The organism is Psychrobacter sp. Ps2 (assembly GCF_022129405.1).
GTDB lineage: Bacteria > Pseudomonadota > Gammaproteobacteria > Pseudomonadales > Moraxellaceae > Psychrobacter.
Genome location: NZ_JADQAM010000053.1, coordinates 132,551 through 154,840, shown reverse-complemented (window position 1 = coordinate 154,840; position 22,290 = coordinate 132,551). Strand labels below are relative to the sequence as shown.

The 22,290-nt window shown below is 42.2% G+C and carries 19 protein-coding genes; 4 read left to right on the top strand and 15 right to left on the bottom strand.

All coding sequences use genetic code 11. The features are described from left to right. Positions 1-289: 289 nt before the first annotated feature. Positions 290-997, top strand: a complete 708-nt coding sequence (locus I3254_RS08100; protein WP_165596808.1) for a hypothetical protein — start codon at positions 290-292, stop codon at positions 995-997. Positions 998-1,119: 122 nt separating this feature from the next. Continuing rightward, a complete protein-coding gene (locus I3254_RS08095; protein WP_238052430.1) occupies positions 1,120-1,860 on the top strand; it encodes an MHYT domain-containing protein in 741 nt (246 codons plus the stop codon). A gap of 127 nt (positions 1,861-1,987) precedes the next feature. On the opposite strand, the gene I3254_RS08090 is transcribed toward I3254_RS08095, so the two are convergent. Next, positions 1,988-3,139, bottom strand: coding sequence for an ATP-grasp domain-containing protein (locus I3254_RS08090; RefSeq protein ID WP_238052428.1), 1,152 nt, complete (start codon positions 3,137-3,139; stop codon positions 1,988-1,990). Between the two features lie 271 nt (positions 3,140-3,410). Between I3254_RS08090 and I3254_RS08085 the strand changes: the two genes are divergently transcribed. Then, entirely contained in the window at positions 3,411-4,685 is a 1,275-nt protein-coding gene (locus I3254_RS08085; protein ID WP_238052426.1) for a TerD family protein, read from the top strand. Positions 4,686-4,806: 121 nt separating this feature from the next. Here the strand turns inward: I3254_RS08085 and I3254_RS08080 are convergent, their stop codons facing one another. From I3254_RS08080 to queC, 12 genes are all read right to left on the bottom strand, one after another. Then, entirely contained in the window at positions 4,807-5,415 is a 609-nt protein-coding gene (locus I3254_RS08080; protein ID WP_057760836.1) for a TerD family protein, read from the bottom strand. 76 nt (positions 5,416-5,491) lie between these two features. After that, a complete protein-coding gene (locus I3254_RS08075) occupies positions 5,492-6,244 on the bottom strand; it encodes a TIGR00266 family protein (RefSeq protein ID WP_057760834.1) in 753 nt (250 codons plus the stop codon). Between the two features lie 206 nt (positions 6,245-6,450). Continuing rightward, on the bottom strand, positions 6,451-7,026 hold the full coding sequence (locus tag I3254_RS08070) for a TerD family protein (RefSeq protein ID WP_057760832.1): 576 nt from the start codon (positions 7,024-7,026) through the stop codon (positions 6,451-6,453). A gap of 455 nt (positions 7,027-7,481) precedes the next feature. Further along, positions 7,482-8,402: a glutaminase gene (locus tag I3254_RS08065; protein WP_201606445.1), complete on the bottom strand. Its 921-nt coding sequence runs from the start codon at positions 8,400-8,402 to the stop codon at positions 7,482-7,484. A 276-nt stretch (positions 8,403-8,678) separates the two neighbouring features. Continuing rightward, a complete protein-coding gene (locus I3254_RS08060; protein ID WP_238052425.1) occupies positions 8,679-9,746 on the bottom strand; it encodes a DUF475 domain-containing protein in 1,068 nt (355 codons plus the stop codon). Between the two features lie 227 nt (positions 9,747-9,973). Beyond that, positions 9,974-10,549: a TerD family protein gene (locus I3254_RS08055; protein WP_057760825.1), complete on the bottom strand. Its 576-nt coding sequence runs from the start codon at positions 10,547-10,549 to the stop codon at positions 9,974-9,976. Between the two features lie 223 nt (positions 10,550-10,772). Further along, the gene (rlmKL, locus tag I3254_RS08050) at positions 10,773-13,079 is read right to left on the bottom strand and encodes a bifunctional 23S rRNA (guanine(2069)-N(7))-methyltransferase RlmK/23S rRNA (guanine(2445)-N(2))-methyltransferase RlmL (RefSeq protein ID WP_238052423.1); all 2,307 of its coding nucleotides are present in this window, start codon (positions 13,077-13,079) and stop codon (positions 10,773-10,775) included. A gap of 150 nt (positions 13,080-13,229) precedes the next feature. Then, positions 13,230-14,414, bottom strand: a complete 1,185-nt coding sequence (locus I3254_RS08045; protein ID WP_238052421.1) for a mechanosensitive ion channel family protein — start codon at positions 14,412-14,414, stop codon at positions 13,230-13,232. A 160-nt stretch (positions 14,415-14,574) separates the two neighbouring features. Beyond that, positions 14,575-16,065: a dihydrolipoyl dehydrogenase gene (locus I3254_RS08040; protein ID WP_238052419.1), complete on the bottom strand. Its 1,491-nt coding sequence runs from the start codon at positions 16,063-16,065 to the stop codon at positions 14,575-14,577. A gap of 144 nt (positions 16,066-16,209) precedes the next feature. Continuing rightward, positions 16,210-16,707, bottom strand: a complete 498-nt coding sequence (locus tag I3254_RS08035) for a peroxiredoxin (protein ID WP_160020998.1) — start codon at positions 16,705-16,707, stop codon at positions 16,210-16,212. A gap of 175 nt (positions 16,708-16,882) precedes the next feature. Beyond that, on the bottom strand, positions 16,883-17,212 hold the full coding sequence (locus tag I3254_RS08030) for a hypothetical protein (RefSeq protein ID WP_238052417.1): 330 nt from the start codon (positions 17,210-17,212) through the stop codon (positions 16,883-16,885). 326 nt (positions 17,213-17,538) lie between these two features. After that, positions 17,539-18,315 carry a 7-cyano-7-deazaguanine synthase QueC gene (gene queC / locus I3254_RS08025; RefSeq protein WP_101205716.1) on the bottom strand — a complete coding sequence of 259 codons (777 nt, stop codon included), beginning with the start codon at positions 18,313-18,315 and terminating at the stop codon, positions 17,539-17,541. A gap of 287 nt (positions 18,316-18,602) precedes the next feature. On the opposite strand from queC, the gene ttcA reads away from it, so the two are divergent. Next, entirely contained in the window at positions 18,603-19,772 is a 1,170-nt protein-coding gene (ttcA, locus tag I3254_RS08020; protein ID WP_238052415.1) for a tRNA 2-thiocytidine(32) synthetase TtcA, read from the top strand. Positions 19,773-19,869: 97 nt separating this feature from the next. Here the strand turns inward: ttcA and I3254_RS08015 are convergent, their stop codons facing one another. Beyond that, positions 19,870-20,451, bottom strand: coding sequence for a FixH family protein (locus I3254_RS08015; RefSeq protein WP_057760810.1), 582 nt, complete (start codon positions 20,449-20,451; stop codon positions 19,870-19,872). Between the two features lie 212 nt (positions 20,452-20,663). After that, positions 20,664-22,073, bottom strand: a complete 1,410-nt coding sequence (ccoG, locus tag I3254_RS08010) for a cytochrome c oxidase accessory protein CcoG (RefSeq protein WP_101205713.1) — start codon at positions 22,071-22,073, stop codon at positions 20,664-20,666. Positions 22,074-22,290: the final 217 nt, after the last annotated feature.

Sequence of the window (22,290 nt, the reverse complement as noted above, 5' to 3'; positions counted from 1 at the left end):
AATTCTAATCTTATTTTCAAGCTTATTGCTGTTTCTCGATTAATGAATTTCTAGTAGTTAGAGCACTTGTATGCTTAATAACTATAAAAATCGAAGTTTCATCTACTGAATATAGTTCATTTCTTATAATATAAAAGATATATAAAAACTGTCACATGGTTGATGTCTGCATATCTTTTATATTGTGAGAAAGCCAGTTGGTCGGACCTTTGAAACGTTATTCACATCAGTTTATCTAAATGGCTTGATATAAGAAAGCGTAGCAGTATTTTAAGAAAAGGAGTGCTCTGTGAAATTCTCTTGTGCATTAGAAACGTCTTCTGAACGTATTCGTCTGGTCAATGTTATTTCGCCGCTTATCAAAGCAGGTTATCAGCTGGTTTCCCAAAGACAAGAGGCTTCAGAGAATGGTGGTAATATCATTCATGTAATCGCAAGAAGCCTAGGCTCTAAAACGCAAGCAGATCTAATCGATGACTTGTCTTCAATTGAAGGCTGTACGCTTTTTAATCTAGAAATAGATGAAGAGGGCGGCTCGTCAGCTGCCCCTGCAAAAAAGACATTGGATGAAAAAAGCGTCTTATCAGCCATCGGTGCTTATTACCCTAAAATAGCAGATATTGTCAGCCAGTATGAGGATAGTTTACCTATTGAGCGACGTGTGACTGCATTGCAAGAGTTGGGTCGTAAGGTTGGCGGCGGTATTTACCAGCGTGATTATTCACTTGGTAGCCCACTAAAGATGCCTACTACGATCACTCGTGAGCTTGTGCCAGCACTAAAAGGTCTGTCTAAAGTTAAAGCAAAGAATAATGTGATCTATTTAATCAAATGTCCATTCTGTAAGTCGTCAGATCATACTCACTCAGGATGCCATTTTATTGTGGGCTATATAGAAGGCTTTTTGGCAAGCAACCCTGCTATAGATGTGGTTCAAGTTGAAGAGACTAACTGCGGCGCAGGCAGTACCAATATTTGTGAATTTACCATTGGGTAAGAAAAACTGCGTGTAGATAATTTCATGTCTATGCAAAAAAATCAACGAGCGAATGACGCACCATGTTGCAATAAAAGTAACGTTATTTGACTCAATTCTTATGATAGATAAAAGGCAAAAAAATGATGGAAGTTGAATATAACTTACTTTTGGTGTTGGTCTCATACGCCATTGCAGTATTTGGTTCTTATGTTGGCTTAAACCTTGCCATTCGAGTACCTTCTGCTAAGCCAGGAACGGATTTGTATTTTTGGGTAGCGCTATCATCGATTGCTATCGGTGGTGCGATTTGGTCTATGCATTATATCGGTATGATGGCTGTAGATATGAAGATGCCTGTGACTTATGACTTAGGGCTAACAATTGTCTCAATGCTACTCGCGATTTGTTTCGTTGCAGTTGGTATTGTTATCGTAGGTCGTGGTGAACCAAGCGTTGCTAAGTTAATCGGTGGCGGCGTACTTACTGGACTGGGTGTTGCAGCTATGCATTATACCGGTATGGCCTCTATGCAGATGGACGCTACCATGTCATACAATATACCGCTGCTTATCTTATCGATTGTGATTGCTATTGCAGCTGCTATCGCTGCGCTATGGTTGGCATTCAATCTACGTGGTACATTACAGCGTTTTGGTAGTGCCTTCATCATGGGTCTGGCAGTTTGTGGTATGCATTACACTGGGATAGCCGCGATGGAAATGACGATGACTGATCACTCAATGTCTATGGATTATACGCATGCAGGTGCCATATCTTCATCAATTATGATCTTCATCGGTTCAGCAATCGTATTGAGCTTACTATGGGTCATTGCTTCTAAAAATGCAACTAAGCAAGCGACACTAGCATTTGGCGAGTAATTTTAAACGCTCATTTTTAATACCAATTAAAAATGAAAATAAACAAGGGTTTTTAGATATTAATCTAAAAACCTTTTTTGTGTCTGTTCAAATCATCTGCTAACCACGTGTATGCGTAGCGGATTATTTATTCATCATCCTTTTCAATTTTGACACTCATCATAATAGAGCGTACTTGGCATGGTTCAATATGCTGAATATTGGTCTCTAAGTTAGGTCTCTCTGATAACCCCAACCAATAAGAAAATCCGACTTGCGTCAAATCAATCCCACTATGAGATGTATAACCAATACCACCTGATGGACGACTATTGATCTCAAGAACACGGTGCTGACCGCTATCATCAGCCTTAGTTTGTACACTGACGATGCCATCACAGCCAAAAGCCCTAATCAGTGGGATTACGACATCCATGACAGACTGCTCATAACCAACGTGTTGTATTTTCCCTGTTTTATGACGAGTAACAGCAGCTAGGACTTCACCATATTCACAGACCACATCGATAGAGTATTCTTGCCCTGATAAATAAGGCATAAGCAGCATGGGAATAGGGCGCTCATGTACCATTTGACTGTTAGTATAGGCATTTACAAATTGGGCTGTATTTATTTTTTTCTCTTCAGTGAAATATAAGTGCTCAAAGCTATCGTACTGCTCGTCATATTCTTTACCAGTGTCTAGTCGCCAAAACCCTTGTGCAAAAATACCGACGACAGGTTTCACGCATAGAGGTTGGTCACCATGCTCGGCTAATAAAGCCTCAAGCTCCGCCGTATTATTAAAACGCCATGCGTCTGCCACTGGAATGTTATGAGTGTGACAATGCTGCATAAAAGCAAATTTATCATCGATTGATTCTAGTGCTGTTACGCTGGTTGCGCCCGTCAATAAGCGAATACCAGCAGCGTCAAATTTCTCACGATGCAATTCATAATCAATACCATTGCGTCCAGTCAGCAGTACTTTTACGTTATGCTTTTGAGCTTGTTCCAATACGAACTGCCAGCGTGGTATAGCAGTTTCGCTAGTCGTCTGGACATCAGTATCTACGATCGAGTCAGATGGCTCGCGATAAATTATATCAGCAAATTCAAAAATCTCAGGTCTATCATGACGGTGTGAGGCAATAACTTGAAAAGGGTTGTTTGAAGAACTGCTTGATTTGCTCTTTAGACTTTGTAAGCTCTCTAACATATCACGCTGGCTAGATTGGCCTTCAGCTAACCACGCTGCTACTGGTATTGAAGGGTTACTATTGTCAGCAAGATTATTCATAATTCTCTCAGCGTTATCGTTAGGTGTAGGGGAATGGGCAAGTCAATATTGCTACTGCAAATCTAGTAGTAATATTAGCAAAGGTATACGGTTCAATAGGACGTATTATATACAAATGATATGCGTTATAAACGCCTCTAATAAAATAGTCACAGGGATTTGTAAGGATGACTTTAGCGCTTATATCGCGATTGTCTGGTTCAAAAAATTCATAATATCCATGCTACTATATGACGACAGTCAGCATAATAAATAATCCAAAGGACGTATGATGAGTCAAAACCAACCTCAAAAACTAATTGCAGGTGCCAATGCACCACTACCAACTGACAATATTAGCATTCGTATTTTAAGCCAAAATGCCATCGATTGTGCCGCTTATCGCCTGACTAATGACGGAAAAGTACGCGGTGATGGTGACATGATATTTTATGGTCAGACACGTAGCGATGATGGTAGCGTTAGCTTCCGTGGTCATGACAGTGATGGGTTTTTTGATGTCAATTTGTCTGCACAGCCTGCAAGTATCGAGAAAATTGCCCTAGCGTTCTCTAGTTCGCAAACATTGTCGCAAGTTGGCGATGTGGATATTCAAGTCTTACAGGGCAGTCAGGTGCTGATGACCTGTCAGCTGAGTAGTGCTGGACGTAACGAAAAAGCCATTATATTGGCTGAATGCTATCGCAGACAAGGAAGCTGGAAATTTCGTTTTATCGCCCAAGGATTTGAGGGAGGGTTAAAACCTTTGTCTGAACATTTCGGTGTTGAAATCGCTGATGACGCGCCTGCCCAAAATCATAACCCTGCACAAAGCCAACCTCAACCTATCAACACGCAGCGACCAATCAATACGCAAAAAGCAGGCAACACGTCTCAAGCTAACAACCCGCCACCGATTCCCGCTAACCCTTCGATTAACTTAAGTAAAATAACATTAACTAAAAATCAATCTAGCATTAATCTTAAAAAACGTGATGACTTTGGCAAAATTTCGGTCAATTTAGATTGGAACCAACGCCCCCAAAGTGATAAATCAACACCTAAGAAAGGCATACTGGGTGATTTGTTTAAGCAGCATCAATCAAGCGGTATCGATCTAGATGTTGGCGCTATGATTCATCTAAAAAATGGTGAAAAAACTTTGATTCAAGCGTTGGGCAATCGCTTTGGTAGCTTGCAATCAGCGCCTTATGTTTGTTTACGTGCGGATGATAGAACGGGGCAGGTAAGCGGCGGTGAATGGCTAGATATCAATGGTCAGCAATGGTCGCAGATTGAAGAAGTATTTATCTTTGCGTTTATTTACGAAGGCGCACCTAACTGGGAAAAAACCGATGGGGTTGTGACTATCCATGTGCCAGAGCAATCACCGATTGAGACACGTTTGACCGAAGGTGCTGGTAATCTACCAATGTGTGCCATTGCCCGTTTGGTCAATCAACAAGGCAGTATCAATGTTGAGCGTATCAACCAATACTTCAAAGGTCATCAAGAAATGGACAAAGCGTTTAACTGGGGCTTTAGTTGGAAACGTGGACGTAAATAGTATTCTTAATTATAAGTAATAAATATAAAAGAGCGGCCCAACTATTGATAGATGGGCCGTTCTTTTTTCAAATAAACTATTTAACTAGATTGGTAATAATCCAGTTAAAGTCTCAAGTCAATTATGCATGCGGTGTGATAGCAGGCATTAAGTCGTGGAAGGTGCGGCCAGAAGCTGTCTCGCCAATCGCATGCATTTTCCATTCATTATTGTGACGATAAACTTTTGCCATTACCATTGCTGTGTGTCCACCTTGGGCAGATAAGTTATAACGTGCTACTTCGCTATTGTTATTGGCATTAACGATACGGCAAAACGCATTTTCTACGGTCTCAAACGTTTGACCAGTAAAGCTGTTAACCGTGAATACCAATGAAACCACATTAGCAGGTACTCTTGAGAGATCGACGTTGATGACTTCATCATCGCCATCACCGTCGCCAGTACGGTTGTCACCAGTATGCACGATACTGCCGTCTTTCGATTTTAGCTGACTAAACCAAATGGCATCGACCGCTTGCTTATTAGCATCAAACATAATGCATGAAGCATCTAAATCGATAGAATCGCCGCCAGAACCGCCGCCGAATAATTTTCCTAAGAAGCCACCTTTTTTATCTTGTGGCCCTTGCGCAACATCCCAGCCTAGACCTAGTTTAACTTGAGTCAGCTCGCCACCAGCCTCTTTGCTTAGGGAGATTTTTTGACCTTTTTGAAGACTAACTGCCATGTGAGTATCCTTATAATAATTGTGGGTAAAACCGTTGAAAAATAACGCTAAAAAGTATTATAAATTGCGAAAGGTGTTATAAGATATTGTCTAAAAAGCCACCACCGCCGCCACGTCCGCCTGAGCTACTACCTAGGACGCTTTGTATCCAACCTTGATAACTGTCACGATTGCGTGAACAAATAATGACTTTGCCACTTCCGGAGAAGTTCAGAACCATACCTTCGCCACTAGTAACAGAGTTGATAATATTGCTCATGATGCCTTTTTTCTTACTGGTCGAAACTGACAACTTGTATTCAAGATTCGAGTCCCAGCAGACCACATGACCGTTATCAATAATGACGTCTTTGTCTGGTGTGACATCAATCTCAAACAACGAGCCAAAACCAGATACCACGACTTGACCTTGGCCTTGAGTCTGCATCACCATAAAGCCGCCTGTATCACCGAATACTGCACCGCCTAAATTGCGTTGAATATTGGCTCTGATATCGACGCCAGTTTGAGCCGCGACAAACGCACCATCACTCAATGTATACTGCTGCTTGCCAACTTCTATGATTTGCATATCACCATCGAGCGTGGGCGCAAGCAAACAGTCGCCTTCACCATTAACTGCCTCAATCTGCTGTTGAAACAACGATTCATCGTTTGCAAAGCGGCGCATCAGTGACTGCATCAGCCCACCTTGTAGCTTACCTTTCAGCTCAAGATTGGACTCCATCATCACCATTGCATTGGCTTCACAATAAATTGAATCGCCTTTTTTAAGATTACAATGTAAAAAAGGTTCAATAGTACCGATCAAACTGAATGTTGCGGCCATGGCTTGCAAATCCTTATTCTAATATCTTTGTTAAATGCTCTTAATATGTGCGTGTGCTTTTAGGTGCTTTATAGCTTTTAATGATAAGCCAATTAAATTTAAAGCCATCAAATGCGTTAAAGGGGCACACTTGATGGCTCATTAGATCATAACCAGACATCTGGTTATGTTAATTGGCTTGCTAAACGTTTACGTTGGTCTTAACGTTAAACATTTACGCCATAAGAGGCTGCTAATGGTCCAAGACCACCGCTGAAGCCTTGACCGACCGCACGGAATTTCCAATCACCGCTGTGACGATATAATTCACCGAAAATCATCGCTGTTTCAGTGCTGCCGTCTTCTGATAGGTCATAACGAGCGATTTCAGATTCGCCATTGTCGTTTACAACGCGAATATAAGCATCACCAACTTGACCGAAGTTTTGGTTACGTGCTTGGCCTTCATAGATGATGGCACAGATAGCTACTTTGTTGACGTCAGCTGGAATGCTCGCAAGATTGATTTTGATTTTCTCATCATCGCCATCGCCTTCGCCAGTACGGTTATCACCAGTATGCTCAACAGCGCCGTTGTCTGATTTTAGGTTATTGAAAAAGATAAAATCTTGGTCGTTACGGACTTTGCCTGCTTCGTTGATCAAAAAACCGATTGCATCTAAATCAAACTCTTGGCCGTCAGTGGCACGTGGATCCCAGCCTAGGCCGACTGTAATGTTAGTTAAACCTGGCGCTTCTTTTGATAAGTTTACGTTGCCGCCTTTTGTTAAGCTAATAGCCATACAAATATCCTTTGGATTAATAGTTAAGTGGATTGATTGATAAAAAATAAACTAAAAGTTGTGCAGTGACTGATACCTCAGAGCAAATAATAAAAACTTACCTGTACGCTATGCCCTGCATATCATTACGTTTTACTATACTAAGCGTTTGCTCACTAAGCAAGGCGTATTTTGTGCGCTTACTATATGCTTACTAAGGGACATAATACTTCTGTATCTTTGATAATTTCTAATCAACTTAGCAATAGTCGTTAAGATATTATTATGAAAAGTAATGTTTCATACAAAAAGGGATTTGGCACAAAGGTAGCTTAGATAAAACAATCGCTTTAAAAAGCATCGACTGACTATATAGGCTTAGAACAAACTAACTCATGGCTTAGGTATGCTTCGCAGCTAGTATGAGAGCATGGCATTATATAAAAAACCTATTTAGATAAATATACATGTATCTCTTATTCTGCAAAAACCGACCAGCCAGTTTTTTGTACGAAGCGCTCTAGTGCTTTTAGTCCAAGCTTAGAGTTACCTACATGATCAAGCCCTGGTGACCAGACAGCGATAGAACCTTTACCAGGTGCTATCGTCAAAATACCGCCACCAACACCACTTTTGCCTGGTAAGCCCACACGGTAAGCAAATTCGCCCGAGCCATCATAATGACCACACATCATCATCAATGAGTTAATACGGCGTGCTCTTTTTTCATTGATTACACGTACTCCTGAGTGCTTATCAACTCCGTTAGACACTAAATAAAGACCGGCACTGGCCAACTGTTGGCAGTTCATTGCAATTGAGCACTGATGAAAATACGTACCTAATACATTATCCACATCGTGTCTTAAACGACCAAAGGATTTCATAAAGTGCGCCAGAGAGGCATTTCGGTCCTTGTGCGCCATCTCAGAAGCCGCTACTTTATGATCAAAGCGAATTGACTCATCATCTGCAATGAGGTGGACAAACTGCAGAATTTCACCCAATGTTTCTTTGGGTTTATGCCCCATCATAATAGCATCCACCACGGCAATGGCACCAGCATTGATAAATGGGTTGCGCGGTCGGCCAGACTCATGCTCGAGCATCACAATTGAATTAAAGGGATCGCCAGATGGTTCGCGTCCGACGTGTGTCCAAAGTGTATCGCCTAGCTTGCCAAGACCAATGGTTAAGGTAAATACCTTAGAGATACTTTGGATGGAAAACAGTGTACTGGCATCACCTGCTGCATACATATGCCCATCAGGAGTCGCTACAGCTATACCGAACTGGTTCGGATCAACATGAGCCAATTGCGGGATATAATCTGCTACTTTGCCGCGATCAGTTTCTCTTGCCATCTCTGCGGCAATATCATCAAGAATTTTTTGCATATCGTTTATAGGGTCTTATTTCGACAAGTTATTTAAGGATGAGGATTTTAACTGAAGATAGGGCAATAGTAACAGGACAAACGTAATTTTAACCATTGATTGTCTCAATTGTTGGTTATTCCGATATTTTGGGACTTCGATATGACCTGATAGGGTGGCAAAAACAGTGTGACAAAAACAGTATGACAAAAACAGTATGACAAAAAAACAGGCCATACCTGATGATATGACCTGTTTAGATGTATAACTAGATACAGACTACACTGAGAACACGCCTTAGTTTAAGCTGGCTTTCTCAGCTTTACGATGCTGAAGTGATGCTAGCAGCGCCCAACCAATAAAGGCAATACCAATCAGACCAGTGATAATCTCTGGTACATGGAACTTCACTGACAATAGCATAATCAGTGCCAATGCGCCGATTGCATAATGCGCGCCGTGCTCAAGATAGATGAACTCGTCAAGCGTGCCTTTGTCTACCAAGAAGATAGTCATAGAACGTACAAACATCGCACCAATCGCAAGACCTAACATAATAACAATCACGTCATTAGTAATTGCAAATGCGCCAATCACACCATCGAAACTGAATGAAGCATCTAGGACTTCTAAGTATAGGAAACCAATGATACCGCCTTTCATAATGGCACTGGTCGCCGCAGCGCCCGAACCATTCTCTTCGTTTTCTAAGTCTTCTTCCAGGTCACCCTCAAGCATACCCGATACAACCTGTACGCCAAGATAAACCAAGATACCCCAAACACCTGCGATTAGAACAGCGCTTGACTGCTCTGCATTAGCCCACGATACCGCAATCATCAAGACGATAAGCGCTACAAATACGCTCATGGCATCGACTTTACCTAGCTTGGCTAAACGGCTCTCAAGCCAGTCAAACCAATGTACTTCTTTGTCATCAAAAATAAAGTTCAAGAACACCAATAGTAAGAAGATACCACCAAATGCTGAGATTTCCGCATGGTGTGCCATCAGTCTTGCTGAGTACTCTTCAGGGCTATATAAAGCCAAGTTAATGACTTCCATCATACCAAGGTCAGCAGTAACCGCGACGATGACAATAGGGAAGATCAATCGCATACCGAATACGGCGATTAGGATACCAACGGTTAAAAATATCTTTTTCCAAAATTCGTCCCAGCCCTTAAGGACTGAAGCATTGACCACCGCATTATCAAAAGATAATGAAATCTCCATGACGGCCAAAATAGCGGTAATAGAAAGAGTGGCTATCATGCCACCCATACCACCATGTGAATATCCCCACCATGCTGCTATTGCCAAAGCAATTGCGGTGAAGATAAAGTCTAAATAAAAATGTCTCATGACACATCCTGTATGGTTGCGTAAAGCTAAGGTCTACCTAGTATAGGCATGAACCGCAAAAAAGCGGTTATTACTAACCACTTTTTATGCATAATTTTAAACGAAACGTAAAGCATTACTAGTCATTTGGCCATTAAAAATTGTGACTATTTGCAACGATGGCGGTTTGCTATTTTGGACGTGATATCGGTGACTAATAACAGACTAAATACCAGTAAATAATGGTTTTAGATATCGACACCGTATTGCTGACACATCGCTTGCAAGCCGCCTGAATAGCCTTGACCAACAGCGCGGAATTTCCATTCGCCGTTGTGACGATATACTTCGCCAAACACCATCGCTGTCTCTACAGAGTAGTCTTCTGCTAGGTCAAAACGTACCACTTCAGTACCTGTTTCTTCATTAACGACACGGATAAAAGCGTTGGCTACCTGACCAAAGTTCTGGCTACGAGCAGCAGCGTCATGGATAGTCACTGTCACGACTACTTTATCTACGTCTGCAGGTACTTGAGTGAGATTTACTTTGATAACCTCATCATCACCGTCGCCTTCGCCAGTACGGTTGTCGCCAGTATGCTCGACAGCGCCATTGTCAGACTTCAGTTGATTATAGAAAATAAAGTCATGATCGCCGCGTACTTTACCCGCACCATTTAGCAGAAATACGCTAGCATCAAGGTCGAACTCAGCACCAGAAGTGGCACGCTCATCCCAACCAAGACCGATAAGTAGTTTGGTTAAATTTGGGTCAGTTTTCGTTAGCGATAAATTACCGCCTTTATTAAGTGATAAAGCCATGGTGTTATCCTTTTTATTAGATGTTAGTGGTTTTATAAGGTCATCGAAAAAAGGCGATGCTTACGCAATAACTGCGCAAATCCATCGCCTAGTAACGCTCTATCATAGCAACAAAAAATGACCCAATCAAAGCTGATTGGGCCATTGTTATATTTCATATACATTCGGCAAAAAACAGAAGTTTCAGATACTTATATTGCCCTTATAAATCTAAAACTTCGAATTATAGACTTTGACGATGACGAATCTCAAAGCTTTGATGAATCGGCTTTTTGATATTGAAATCAAAGCCAATGGTTTTTTGCGTGATATCAATGATGTCATAACGCTGAGTCAACTGCTCATCTAACTCAAAACGCGTAAAGTTGTTAGAGAAGTATAAGACGCCATCAGAGGTGAGGCGGTTCATGGCACGATTAATCAGTGCAGCATGGTCACGTTGCACATCAAAAGTACCTTGAAACTTCTTAGAGTTTGAGAAGGTCGGTGGATCAATAAAGATAACATCGAACTGTTCGGTATTGTCTTTAATCCACTCAAAGATATCGGCAGCAACGAATTGGTATTTATTGCGGCTAACGTCCAAACCGTTCAAGACAAAGTTTTGTTTACCCCAATCTAGATAGTTCTGTGACAAATCGACGCTAGTGACTTTTTTCGCACCAGCAAGCGCTGCATGCACACTTGCAGTACAAGTATAAGCGAACAAGTTAAGTACGGCTTTACCGCGGCTGTTGTCCTTGATACGAGCACGCATATTACGGTGATCGATAAACAGACCAGTATCTAAATAATCTGTAAAGTTGACATACAGATAGGCACCATCTTCGCGCGCAACATGAAACTTGCCACGTTTTTCTGTGGTGTTCTGCTTGCTGTACTGATCGTTGCCAGACTGACGGGCACGCGTTTTGATAAAGATCTGTTCACGGTTAATATCAAAGACTTCACGGATACCCATCAATGCCAAGTTAAAGCGCTTTTTTGCAGTCTCAGGTGGGATGGTCTTTGGCGGCGCATATTCTTGCACATGCGCATAATCACCGTATAAATCGATTGCGACTTTGAAATCAGGTAAATCAGCATCGTAAACACGAATGTTGCTTACATGGTCTTTTTTGGCCAGTTTCTTGAGTTTAGCAAGGTTTTTTTGCAGACGATTAATGAAGTCTTGACCCTCTTCTACTTCAATCTCGCGTTTCTCAAAACGACTAACAAGATTGCCCGTTTGTCCAGCGATAAGCGTTCCGTAGCGGAAATAGACGGTGATAGCACCATTATGACAGCGTAACGTTTTTGGTTCTTTAATTGGTAGAATATCTACTTGTTCAACATGAGAGGCCAATATGCCAAGCATCGGGTCAATGCCACTACCGGCAAAGCTGTCTTGCAAGATAAGCCCAATTGCTTGATACAACGGCTTAATCATTTCTTCATCACCCAAACGCTCACCATACGGTGGGTTGGTAATGACCAAAGGATTGCTCAATCGACCATCATTGACTAATGGCTTGAGCACGTTGCTGAGTTGGTCAAGCGCACGATGTTCGATATCGAGTAGCGGTAAAAGGTCTTGTAAACCTGCGGCAATAAGGTTTTTCTCTGTAGCAAGAATCGCACCACTATCAGCATCAAAGCCCAGCATAAGCGGCAATGTATCAGGCTGCTCGTTGGCAATCTCTAATGCTTCGCGGAAACGCGTTTGAGCATCATCGATCATCTCTTGCCATAGCGTCTCGTCATGATGCTGCCACTGGTAAAAGCCAAATTGATTGGCAGCTTTGTCGATACCCACAGCGTAGTCGCAATGCATCAATAGCGCTTCGATAAGGAACGTTCCAGAGCCGCACATTGGGTCAATTAACGCATTATAGAAAGGTGCGTCGCCAGCTTCATTTTTCTTGTGCCAACCAGCGCTATAGAGTAGGGCGGCTGCCAAGTTTTCTTTTAAAGGTGCTTCTGTCATGGCCACACGATAACCACGGCGATGCAAACTGGTACCAGATAAATCTAAATACAACTCAGCTTGCTTATCATTGATGGTTGCAAAAACAGAGAAGTCTGGGTTTTTGCTGTCGACGTTAGGACGGCTGTCGTAAACTTCGTTAAAGGTATCGGCAATTGCATCTTTGATACGTAGCATCGCAAACTGCTGACTGACAGCGACACGCTTATCGACAGACAGACGAATAGCAAAGGTTTGCTCTAGGCTAAATTGCTCAGTCCAATTGACCGATTTTGCCAAGCCGTATAGCTGCTCTGCAACGTCGTATTCTGCATTGATGTTTTTACGTTTAATCAGCATCAATACCCGCGAGGCCACGCGTGACCATAGGCAGATGGTATATAGCTCACGCAAGCCACCAGTTACGGCTAGACGGCCGGTACTTTTGATTTCGCTGTCAATGCCAAAACTGGTTAGCTCAGTTTGCAGTGGTGCCTCAAGCCCATCGGCACAGGTAATAATAAGATCAAGCGACAACTCTGGTGAAGCTGCTGTTAGAGATGCGGGCGCGGTTTGTTCGGTCATACGGGTACCTGTGGGCTAAATTGACAAAAAAGCAAATAATAAGATAATCGGTGTAACCGGCAATTTTACCATAATTCACAGTAGGATGGTTCAAAGTAGCCGTGTTTAAGATTTTAAGATGTGATAGCTAAATACGTAAAAATAAATTCTCTACTCACCCTTCGTCAGCGGTAATTCCTCTGGGACGATTTGAGTGGTGGTCGCAAAGGGTTTGGTTGCGATAGGGTAGTCAACATCCTTTGGCATCAGCAATCGCATATGCGGATAGGGCGTAGAAATGTTGGCAGCATCAAACGCAATTTTAATTTCTTCTTGCAGCACTTCTTTGATTTTGGGGATGCGGGCAACGGCTGCTGGTTTGACCCAAAAACGTACGATAAAGAACACCCCGTACTCGCCAATTTCTGCCACGGTCGCTGAGGTCTCAGGACGATTAAGCACCGCATCGGTATTGCTGAGTACTTGCAAAATTTCCTTACGAGCCGTCTCAATATCATCTTCGAACGCGATACGCACACGAATATCAAAACGGATAAAGTTTTTGGACGTCAGGTTAATCACCTCGGAGGAGGCAACGTTGGAGTTTGGGATAATGACAGTGATATTGTCTCGAGTGAGGATATGAGTGGTGCGCAACGCGATAAGTACTACGCGCCCTTCATTGTCATTGATATGAATCCAATCACCGACTTGAAAAGACTGCTCAAGCAGAATAGTGATACCAGCGATAAAATTGGCAAGCGTCGATTGAGCGGCAAAACCTACTGCCAAACCAACAATACCCAAGCCCGCTACTAACGATACAATGTCAAAACCAAATTGCGCCATGACGCTGGCAAGCCCGAGTACCAATAGTAGTACAGATAAAATATTTTTGAGTAGCTGCTCTATGGAAGCGTTGAGACCATAATGCTGTAGGACTCTGTGAATGATTTGTCCTGATGATGCCCAAAGTACGTAATAGATACCTGCCCAAGTGCTTGCCTTCGCGGTGGCTTTGATGGTCTCTGGTTCAAAGTTTATCTGACTCATAATCGCTATCAGACTGGCGACAATCCAGACATAGCGCAAAACTGAACGGATAATCTTAGTGCGGCGCTCATTTAGTCTAATTTTGGCGCGGCTTTGTCTAAGAATATAATTGGCCAACCAATAAAAAAATCCCAATACCGCAAGCAGTATTAGGATTTTGATGCCAGTGCTCGCCAATTCTACTGCTTGAGAGGACCAATTAAGTGACTCTTCATCTATAGAGCCGCCGAGAGCAAGATATAGGCTAGTATGTAAGTCGCGAACGATCTCTTCAAAAAAGTCGGTAACACTAGCGATTGGCATTTTTTCGTCCATGCAGGATGTGTTTGTACAAAAAATTATAAACGAATATCTATTTATAAATTACCTCAAGTCGTCAAGGTAATCAAATAAAGTAATGGTTAAGACTAGTTACTATTAATTTAAAGGCATTGCTGATTTGAGGAGTTAGCTAAATGGTCGATTAAGAACTATCCTTTTGGGTGTCTAAAGATTGGAAAGGTATCTCCATTTTGTACTGCACATCACGTAACGCCGTACGTAGTCCCTCTAGTATCGTCGGATGATAAAAAGGGGTGTCGAGCATATCTTTGATGCTCAGATCATTGGTAATTGCTGTAGCAAGTATATGACCGATATATTCAGCGTCAGGGCCGACCATACTAGCGCCCAAAATTCTGTCTGTCTTTTTGCAACCATAGATATGTAGTAAGCCGCAGTTGACACCCATCACACGGCTACGTCCTTGATTATCAAAGCTCACACTACCGATAACAAATTCGAGTTCTGAATCTTTTTGAATCTCTGGTAGCGACATACCAACATTGACGATTTGCGGTGAGCAAAATACGATAGAAAACGGAGTCGCAGGTGGGCGAATATAGGCCGCTTCTGTGTTCTCGCAGACCATACTGCCCGCACTATAGCCCTCATCGCTAGCCACATGCAGTAACGGAATATTAGCATTGGCATCACCAACGATATAGACGTTTAAGTTGCCAATTTGGCCTGTTTTTTTACTTAAATCTTTTGGACGGTTCTTATCGTCTAGCTCGACACCTAAGTTTTCAACACCTAGCTGCTTAATATTGTTGCGACGACCAGTAGCAACTAATACGTACTCGCCTTGCCATTGCTGAGACTCACCAGAGCTGTCTTCATATTTGATAAACGCACTTTTATTACCTTCATCTGCTTTTGTTCCTACATCGGTAATTTCGCTGCCTAGATGCATGGTTAATTCATGACTTAAGCAATCCATGGCCTTATTATTAATATCATCATCTTTTAGACCAGCCACTTGTTTGGCACGGTTTAGCAGCGTAACTTCCACACCCAAGCGTGTGAGTGCTTGCGCAAGCTCTAGACCAATAGCACCAGCACCAACGACAGCCATGGTTTTTGGCAAATCTTCAAGCTCAAAGACACTATCAGACGTGAGCATGGTATCACCAAGCTTATCCGCCCACCCATCAGGAATAAACGGCGAGCTACCGGTGGCGACAATGATTTGCTCAGCAACAATCAGCTCATCATTGACTTCGATTAGCCCTTGTTCATTAATAAGAGCACGACCGTCGATTTTCTTATGATCAGGCCAACTGTCTACTTGTTTTTTAATATAGCTGGCAAAATGACTGCGTTCGTCACGCACACGCTCCATGACTCGTTTACCATCTATTTGCGCGGTTGCATAAATACCAAACTCAGCAGAATGGTTGGCATCATGTGCGCGATCCGCCGCTGCAATTAGCAGCTTACTAGGCATACAGCCGACCGCAATACAGGTCGTGGTCCAAAACCCTTCATTAATAATGACTACGTCATCTTTGATTTTACTTGCTTGGCGAAAAGCGTTTTGACCTGCGGTACCCGCGCCGATAATAGCGACAGATACTTTACGCGTGACTTCTTTCGACGTATCGTCGGTGGTCGTGTCAGATTGTTTATTCATATTATTCTCTAATAGGGGCAAAGTTATATTCAGTAATGGACTGAATGCTTGGCTTATATTTTTTATTCGATTTTTATCGTTCTTATTATAAGTATTGATTTAACTATAACGTCAATAATACTGACTTAATTACGGAACCAGTAATTACGGCGCTAATATAGTCAGTAAGCGGCTGGTGTAGTCTTTGGCACGTAGGTTACGCTGTGCATGAGTCAGTTCACTGTTTTTATTGAATACAAATGCCGAACGTACAAGGCCTAGCGTAACTTTGCCGTACATATTTTTTTCTTTGATAACGTCAAAATACTGGCATAGCTTTTCATCAGCGTCACTGATGAGTGGAATCTGTAAGTCATATTTGTCGATAAACTTTTCATGAGATTCAACGCTATCACGAGAGACGCCGATGATATCGTAGCCCAATTCATCGAAGTCATGAAGGTGCGAGGTAAACTCTGTTGCCTGTGTGGTGCAGCCTGGCGTGTTGTCTTTGGGATAAAAATAGAGAATAAGGCCTTTATCGGTATTGGCGACCATTTCTTTTAGATTGATTTCATCATGAATAAAGTTACCAGCAAGTTTGCGTACTATGGTTACTGGAAAATCAGGTAGGTGAATGGTTTCTGTTGTTGGCTTGGCCATTGTAAAATCCTTATTAGTTTTAGTTATGTGTATTGGCTTAATGATGGTTCTATTTATAGTGTTCTTATTATAGGCAGATTAGTAGAAATAAATAATCAGTTTTACACTTTGCCCATTCATTGGCAACAAAAAAGACTGGCAATGGCCAGTCTTTTGTATATCAAACGATTAGAGATTAAGCAGGTTTTTGCGGCTTCTTCAAATCCAAACCAACGGTGCACTGCTGCAAATCTTTTTGCATCGCTTTCACATATGGCAGGCCAGATGGATCTTTCTTGTCTTGTGCGTAGCTTTCGATTTCCCACATTTGACCGATAGTCATGTTGCTGCGCACACCAATAGTACAGTTACATAGTTTGGTTGCGTTGCTTTTGTCAGCGACTTTGTATTTGACTGCGCCATTGACACATGAATTGATATTGTCTTGCTTAATGTCAGCAGCGTTGGCTTGTGGCATGGCAAACAGGGCCGCTAAGGCTAGGGGTAGTACTGGCAACAACTTCATAAATTTCCTCTTACGGGTAGCGTCAATTTTTTATCTTTTGCTCAATGCAAAGTCAACTCATCAATATATGAGTGACCGATATCGTCAGGTACATCTTTCGATAAATATAATCGTTCATACGATAGCAAGTATGTCGATTAGAATACAAGAACGACGTGCTGTGTTAATGCAAGCGAATGTTGCGCGAATGTTGATGGGTGTCACCATTCCACGCAATATTTAGCGTTGATACATAGTCGGTTCGATATGATTTAAACATAAGGAAGGATAGTGGAATAAGCGCGCCTTATACTGTATCCAGTCTATATAGGACCGACTAAAATTAATTAAGACTGATAATGAGTAGGGTCGGTTACGCCAGCTTGGGCAAAGCCCTGACGACGCAGTGCGCAGCTATCACAAACACCGCAAGCAAGACCATTGGCATCTGCACGATAACAAGAAATCGTCTGGCCGTAATCGACACCTAATGACAGACCAAGCTCAATAGTTTGGGCTTTTGATAATTGCTGCAATGGCGTTTGAATCGATAAGCGATGACCAGTAACGCCCGCTTTTGTCGCGAGATTGGCCATATGTTCAAAGGCAGCTATATACTCTGGGCGACAATCAGGATAGCCAGAATAGTCAACTGAGCTGACACCGATGACAATATGATTTGCATCAGCGACTTCGGCGACTGCTAACGCGTACGATAAGAATATTGTGTTGCGCGCAGGCACGTAGGTATTAGGAATAGCGTCGTTATCGATTTCGTCGCGCTTTTTGCTAGGGAATTTGTCCGAATCACCGTCTGGCACGATCATACTGTGGTCTGTTAATGATGAGCCACCCAGTTGTGCGATATCAATATCGATGATTCTATGATTGACGCCTGCTGTCTCAGCGATGGTCTTTGCGGCCACAAGTTCACTATTATGACGCTGACCATAGTTAAAGCTGACTGCTGTCACTGATGCATAGCGTGCTTTTGCCCAATATAAGCAAGTCACCGAATCGAGACCGCCAGATAAAAGGACAACCGCATTTTGGCTTTTGGTAAGGGCAGCTAAATCAGCATCTGATACTTGATTGGGGGTGTTTTGCAAAGTAACGTTAGTCATAGTGATATCTATTATTGGTTTACGAAAACGGCTATTTTAGCAAAAATACGTCTACTACAGAACCACGAAGCGACCAATCACCCGTCACTAAGCTGCTAAAGCAAATTTAAACAGCATCGTAATAAAATAAAGTCGGTATTACTGTCATCTTTTCAATCTGTTAGCAATATTTGTTATAATCGCAGCTTTTAAAGTATCAGTCACATAACATTGGTGATAATGCTTTAAAAGCCTTATCGCAAATCGCTTTATAGTAAAACCACCCTTATAAAGATATTGAGTAACTTATGACCGCAGCAACCTTATTTACGCCAAATATTCCTTCTCAAGCTGATGATGTATCTGATGCAACGAGCTTTGATACTCAGGCTTTAGACATCAGTACTGACAGTAGAGAGTACGATGACGTCTCTGAAGATGGCAATGATGAGGACATGATTGATGAGCAGTTTGCCGATGCGCAAGCACCTACCGAATCAGCGTACTTTCGTAAACTACAAAAGAAGCTGCGTCGCCAAGTCTCTTGGGCAATCCGCGATTTTAATATGATCGAAGATGGCGATGTGGTGATGGTCTGTGTTTCGGGTGGTAAAGACAGCTATACCTTACTCGATATTTTATTGCTGCTAAAACGCATTGCACCGATTCATTTTGATATCGTCGCTGTCAATCTTGATCAGAAGCAGCCAGGCTATCCGGAAGACATTTTACCTGCGTATCTAAACGAGCAGGGCATTGCCCACTATATTTTAGAAAAAGACACATATAGCATCGTCAAAAGTGTGGTGCCAGAAGGCAAGACTTACTGCTCTGCGTGCTCTCGTCTGCGCCGCGGCTCACTATATGGCTTTGCTAAACAAATTGGCGCGACTAAGATTGCCCTTGGCCATCATCGTGACGATATGCTAGCGACCTTCTTTTTGAATTTATTCCATGGTGGTGCGCTCAAATCCATGCCGCCCAAACTGCTGAGTGATGACAAGCAAAATATGCTGATTCGCCCATTGGCTTATGTCGAAGAAAAAGACATCATTGAGTACGCCAAATTAAAAGAATTTCCCATCATTCCTTGTAACCTGTGTGGTAGCCAGACCAATCTACAACGCGCCATCATCAACGATATGCTCCGTGAATGGGATGATGCTCATCCGCAGCGTTTGGCTTCTATCTTTAAGGCCATGCAAAACGTCGCGCCATCACAGTTAGCTGATCGTGAATTGTTTGATTTTGAAACACTCAGTCTTGATCGCGATAATGATGAGCGTTTATTTGAAGGCGACAATATTCAAGCTGGTCAGACAGATAGTTTGGCTGAGATTGGTTTACCTGTATCGCCAAGGACGCAAACGTTCAATCCTAAGTTCGCTAGTGATAAGCCTTATTCAACAGAGACGGATAAAGCCGCACAAAACGAGCGTAAAGCACAGAAAATTCCAACGATTAACCCTGTGATTTAGTAGTTTATGAATTAGGGCTATATTAAATAGCTCAAAAAAAACCAGCCAATCTCTGACGAGTGGCTGGTTTTTTCACGTCTAAGTGCTACTAACAGTATTAACTCTTAGCAAAAACTGGTAGTGGGTCAAAGCTGACCTTTGAACGAGGCAGTTTTGCGACATCTTGCATACGCCAATCATCTTTACCGTCGTTGCTAACCTGTAGGTAATACTTGGCTTTTACAGGATCAATATCGACTTGTGCACTGTATTTATTGCCCTCAACATGCTTAAGGACAACATCGCGGTCTTTTTTGATATCCGTTGCATGAGAAATAGAAAGTTCCAACGTATCAGGATAAGTAAGTGGTGTGCCGTTTAGCAGCTTGCCTGACTGGACGCTTTGCTCAGGGTAGTTAAGATAAAACACAATATCGCCATTTTCTGCAAACTGCATTTGTCCATGCAAGTCTAAGTCATACGTGAGCTTATCACGGGATACATCATGATAGAGCGTTTTGCCATCCATATACCAGTCGTCACGTACCACGCTATCACGGATCTGGTAAGAGTAATAAACAAACCAAATACAAGCGATCACGACCGCAGCAGGCATGCCAATCACAAAGATAACGACCATGTAATTTTTATACCATGGCTGCTTATCTTGATGTTTAAAGTTCGGTGCTGGAGTAGACATAAAATACCTATGCATCAGATACGCATTCAATAGATAGCCGTTCATTAGACATCTATAAATGGTATCAACGGATAATTTGGCGGCTAAGCGCTACCAGTTTAATGGTAAAAAATTTATTCGATAGTCTTTAGCTAGAATAGTTATTTAACTACTTGAACTAGCTAGACTACCGAATGAGATACATAAAACTAAATAATGGATAAGTCAGTAATTTACTGACCTTGGGTCGTAAAGATATTTTGCTTACTTACCTTATACTTGCCATTTTCGCTGCTCACATTTAGCGTGACAGGCGTTTGGCCAAACTCTATCACATCAGGATCACCATAAATACTGACTGGCATATCAAAGCTTTCGCCAGCTTCTAATGGTACATCATTAAAGCGCAGCTCTAAACTCAACCCTTTTTGCGGTGCTAGTGTTATCGTGTAGGTATGAGCATCCTGCGTCTTATTGGTTAGCTTGACGATATAGCTGTTTTCGATCATGCCTTGATTATTGATAGACGACAACTGATTACGGTCACGGCGGATATCAATCTCTAAGGGCACGCGATCGGTCAGCGCATATATAACACCGCCACATAGCACAGCTAATAACGTCAAATAAGCAAATAATCGTGGGCGTAGTACGCGGCTTGGCTCTTTTTCTGCTAACTGACGTTCGGTCGTATAACGAATCAGTCCACGCGGATAGCCGACCTTGTCCATCACTTCGTTACAGGCATCAATACAAGCTGCACACTGGATACAGCCAACTTGCAAACCATCACGAATATCGATACCAGTAGGGCAGACCTGCACACACATGGTACATTCAATGCAATCGCCTAAGTGCTCTGGATTTGTGCCTTTTTTACGGGCACCGCGTGGCTCACCGCGTTCATAATCATAAGATACGATCAATGTGTCTTTATCAAACATCACACTCTGAAAGCGGCCATAAGGACAAATCTGTACACACATCTGCTCACGCATGTAGCCTGCATTGGCATAAGTAGCGAAGGTGAAGATAAACATTGAAACCCATACCCACGTTGGCCAGTCAGGGAATGGAATTACTCCTATTGACTGCCAGCTATGATATAGAGAGTCTGTTCCCGCCACATAACTAACAAAGGTCGCTGCTGTAATCACAGAAAGCAAAAACCAAATTGAATAAACAACCGTACGCTTGAATACCTTGCTCGCACTTAATGGTGCTTTATCAAACTTGATGCGTTTATTACGATCGCCAATTACCCATTTTTCAACATATTGGTATAGATGGGTCCATATCGTTTGAGGACAGGCGTAACCACACCAAACGCGTCCTGCATATACCGTCACCATAAACAGCGTAAACGCGGCAATAATGGCAAATGCAGCAATAAAGTAAAAATCTTGCGTCAAAAACGTCATGCCAAAAATATAGTAATGCTGCGATGGCACATCAAACCATATCGCTTGTCTATCATTATAGCGCAGCCATGGCAAAAGTAAAAAAGCCGCCAAAAGAGCATACATCGTGATGACACGAATATTTTGATAAAAACCTGTTACAAACCTCGGATGCACACGATGCTTGGTTGCATCAAGATCGACTTGTTGTACAGGAATTTTATTGGGTTGTTGTGCTGACATAAACGTGCCTCTTTAAAAAAAGAATCAGTCTGCTGGCATGATGAACAAACACCTCTAGCGTCGAGGTATATGAGTGTATGATGTTATCAATGTCAGTAAATAGCGGATAAAAAATTCGATAAAAAACTTTCTAATCTGCTTACCAAATGATCGATTGTAAATATAGTCGGTTCAACATAACCTTGATACAGGCAAGGGGAGTAAAGGTACTACAAGT

Bases quoted from the DNA above. Each gene is read 5' to 3' on its own strand.
- I3254_RS08075 (WP_057760834.1), bottom strand. From the start codon at position 6,244: ATGGCCGCAACATTCAGTTTGATCGGTACTATTGAACCTTTTTTACAT.
- rlmKL (WP_238052423.1), bottom strand. From the start codon at position 13,079: ATGACCGAACAAACCGCGCCCGCATCTCTAACAGCAGCTTCACCAGAG.
- ccoG (WP_101205713.1), bottom strand. From the start codon at position 22,073: ATGTCAGCACAACAACCCAATAAAATTCCTGTACAACAAGTCGATCTT.
- I3254_RS08035 (WP_160020998.1), bottom strand. From the start codon at position 16,707: ATGGCCAAGCCAACAACAGAAACCATTCACCTACCTGATTTTCCAGTA.
- I3254_RS08095 (WP_238052430.1), top strand. From the start codon at position 1,120: ATGATGGAAGTTGAATATAACTTACTTTTGGTGTTGGTCTCATACGCC.
- I3254_RS08080 (WP_057760836.1), bottom strand. From the start codon at position 5,415: ATGGCAGTTAGTCTTCAAAAAGGTCAAAAAATCTCCCTAAGCAAAGAG.
- I3254_RS08085 (WP_238052426.1), top strand. From the start codon at position 3,411: ATGAGTCAAAACCAACCTCAAAAACTAATTGCAGGTGCCAATGCACCA.
- I3254_RS08030 (WP_238052417.1), bottom strand. From the start codon at position 17,212: ATGAAGTTGTTGCCAGTACTACCCCTAGCCTTAGCGGCCCTGTTTGCC.
- queC (WP_101205716.1), bottom strand. From the start codon at position 18,315: ATGACTAACGTTACTTTGCAAAACACCCCCAATCAAGTATCAGATGCT.
- I3254_RS08090 (WP_238052428.1), bottom strand. From the start codon at position 3,139: ATGAATAATCTTGCTGACAATAGTAACCCTTCAATACCAGTAGCAGCG.
- I3254_RS08065 (WP_201606445.1), bottom strand. From the start codon at position 8,402: ATGCAAAAAATTCTTGATGATATTGCCGCAGAGATGGCAAGAGAAACT.
- I3254_RS08060 (WP_238052425.1), bottom strand. From the start codon at position 9,746: ATGAGACATTTTTATTTAGACTTTATCTTCACCGCAATTGCTTTGGCA.
- I3254_RS08070 (WP_057760832.1), bottom strand. From the start codon at position 7,026: ATGGCTATTAGCTTAACAAAAGGCGGCAACGTAAACTTATCAAAAGAA.
- I3254_RS08040 (WP_238052419.1), bottom strand. From the start codon at position 16,065: ATGAATAAACAATCTGACACGACCACCGACGATACGTCGAAAGAAGTC.
- I3254_RS08045 (WP_238052421.1), bottom strand. From the start codon at position 14,414: ATGCCAATCGCTAGTGTTACCGACTTTTTTGAAGAGATCGTTCGCGAC.
- ttcA (WP_238052415.1), top strand. From the start codon at position 18,603: ATGACCGCAGCAACCTTATTTACGCCAAATATTCCTTCTCAAGCTGAT.
- I3254_RS08015 (WP_057760810.1), bottom strand. From the start codon at position 20,451: ATGTCTACTCCAGCACCGAACTTTAAACATCAAGATAAGCAGCCATGG.
- I3254_RS08055 (WP_057760825.1), bottom strand. From the start codon at position 10,549: ATGGCTTTATCACTTAATAAAGGCGGTAATTTATCGCTAACGAAAACT.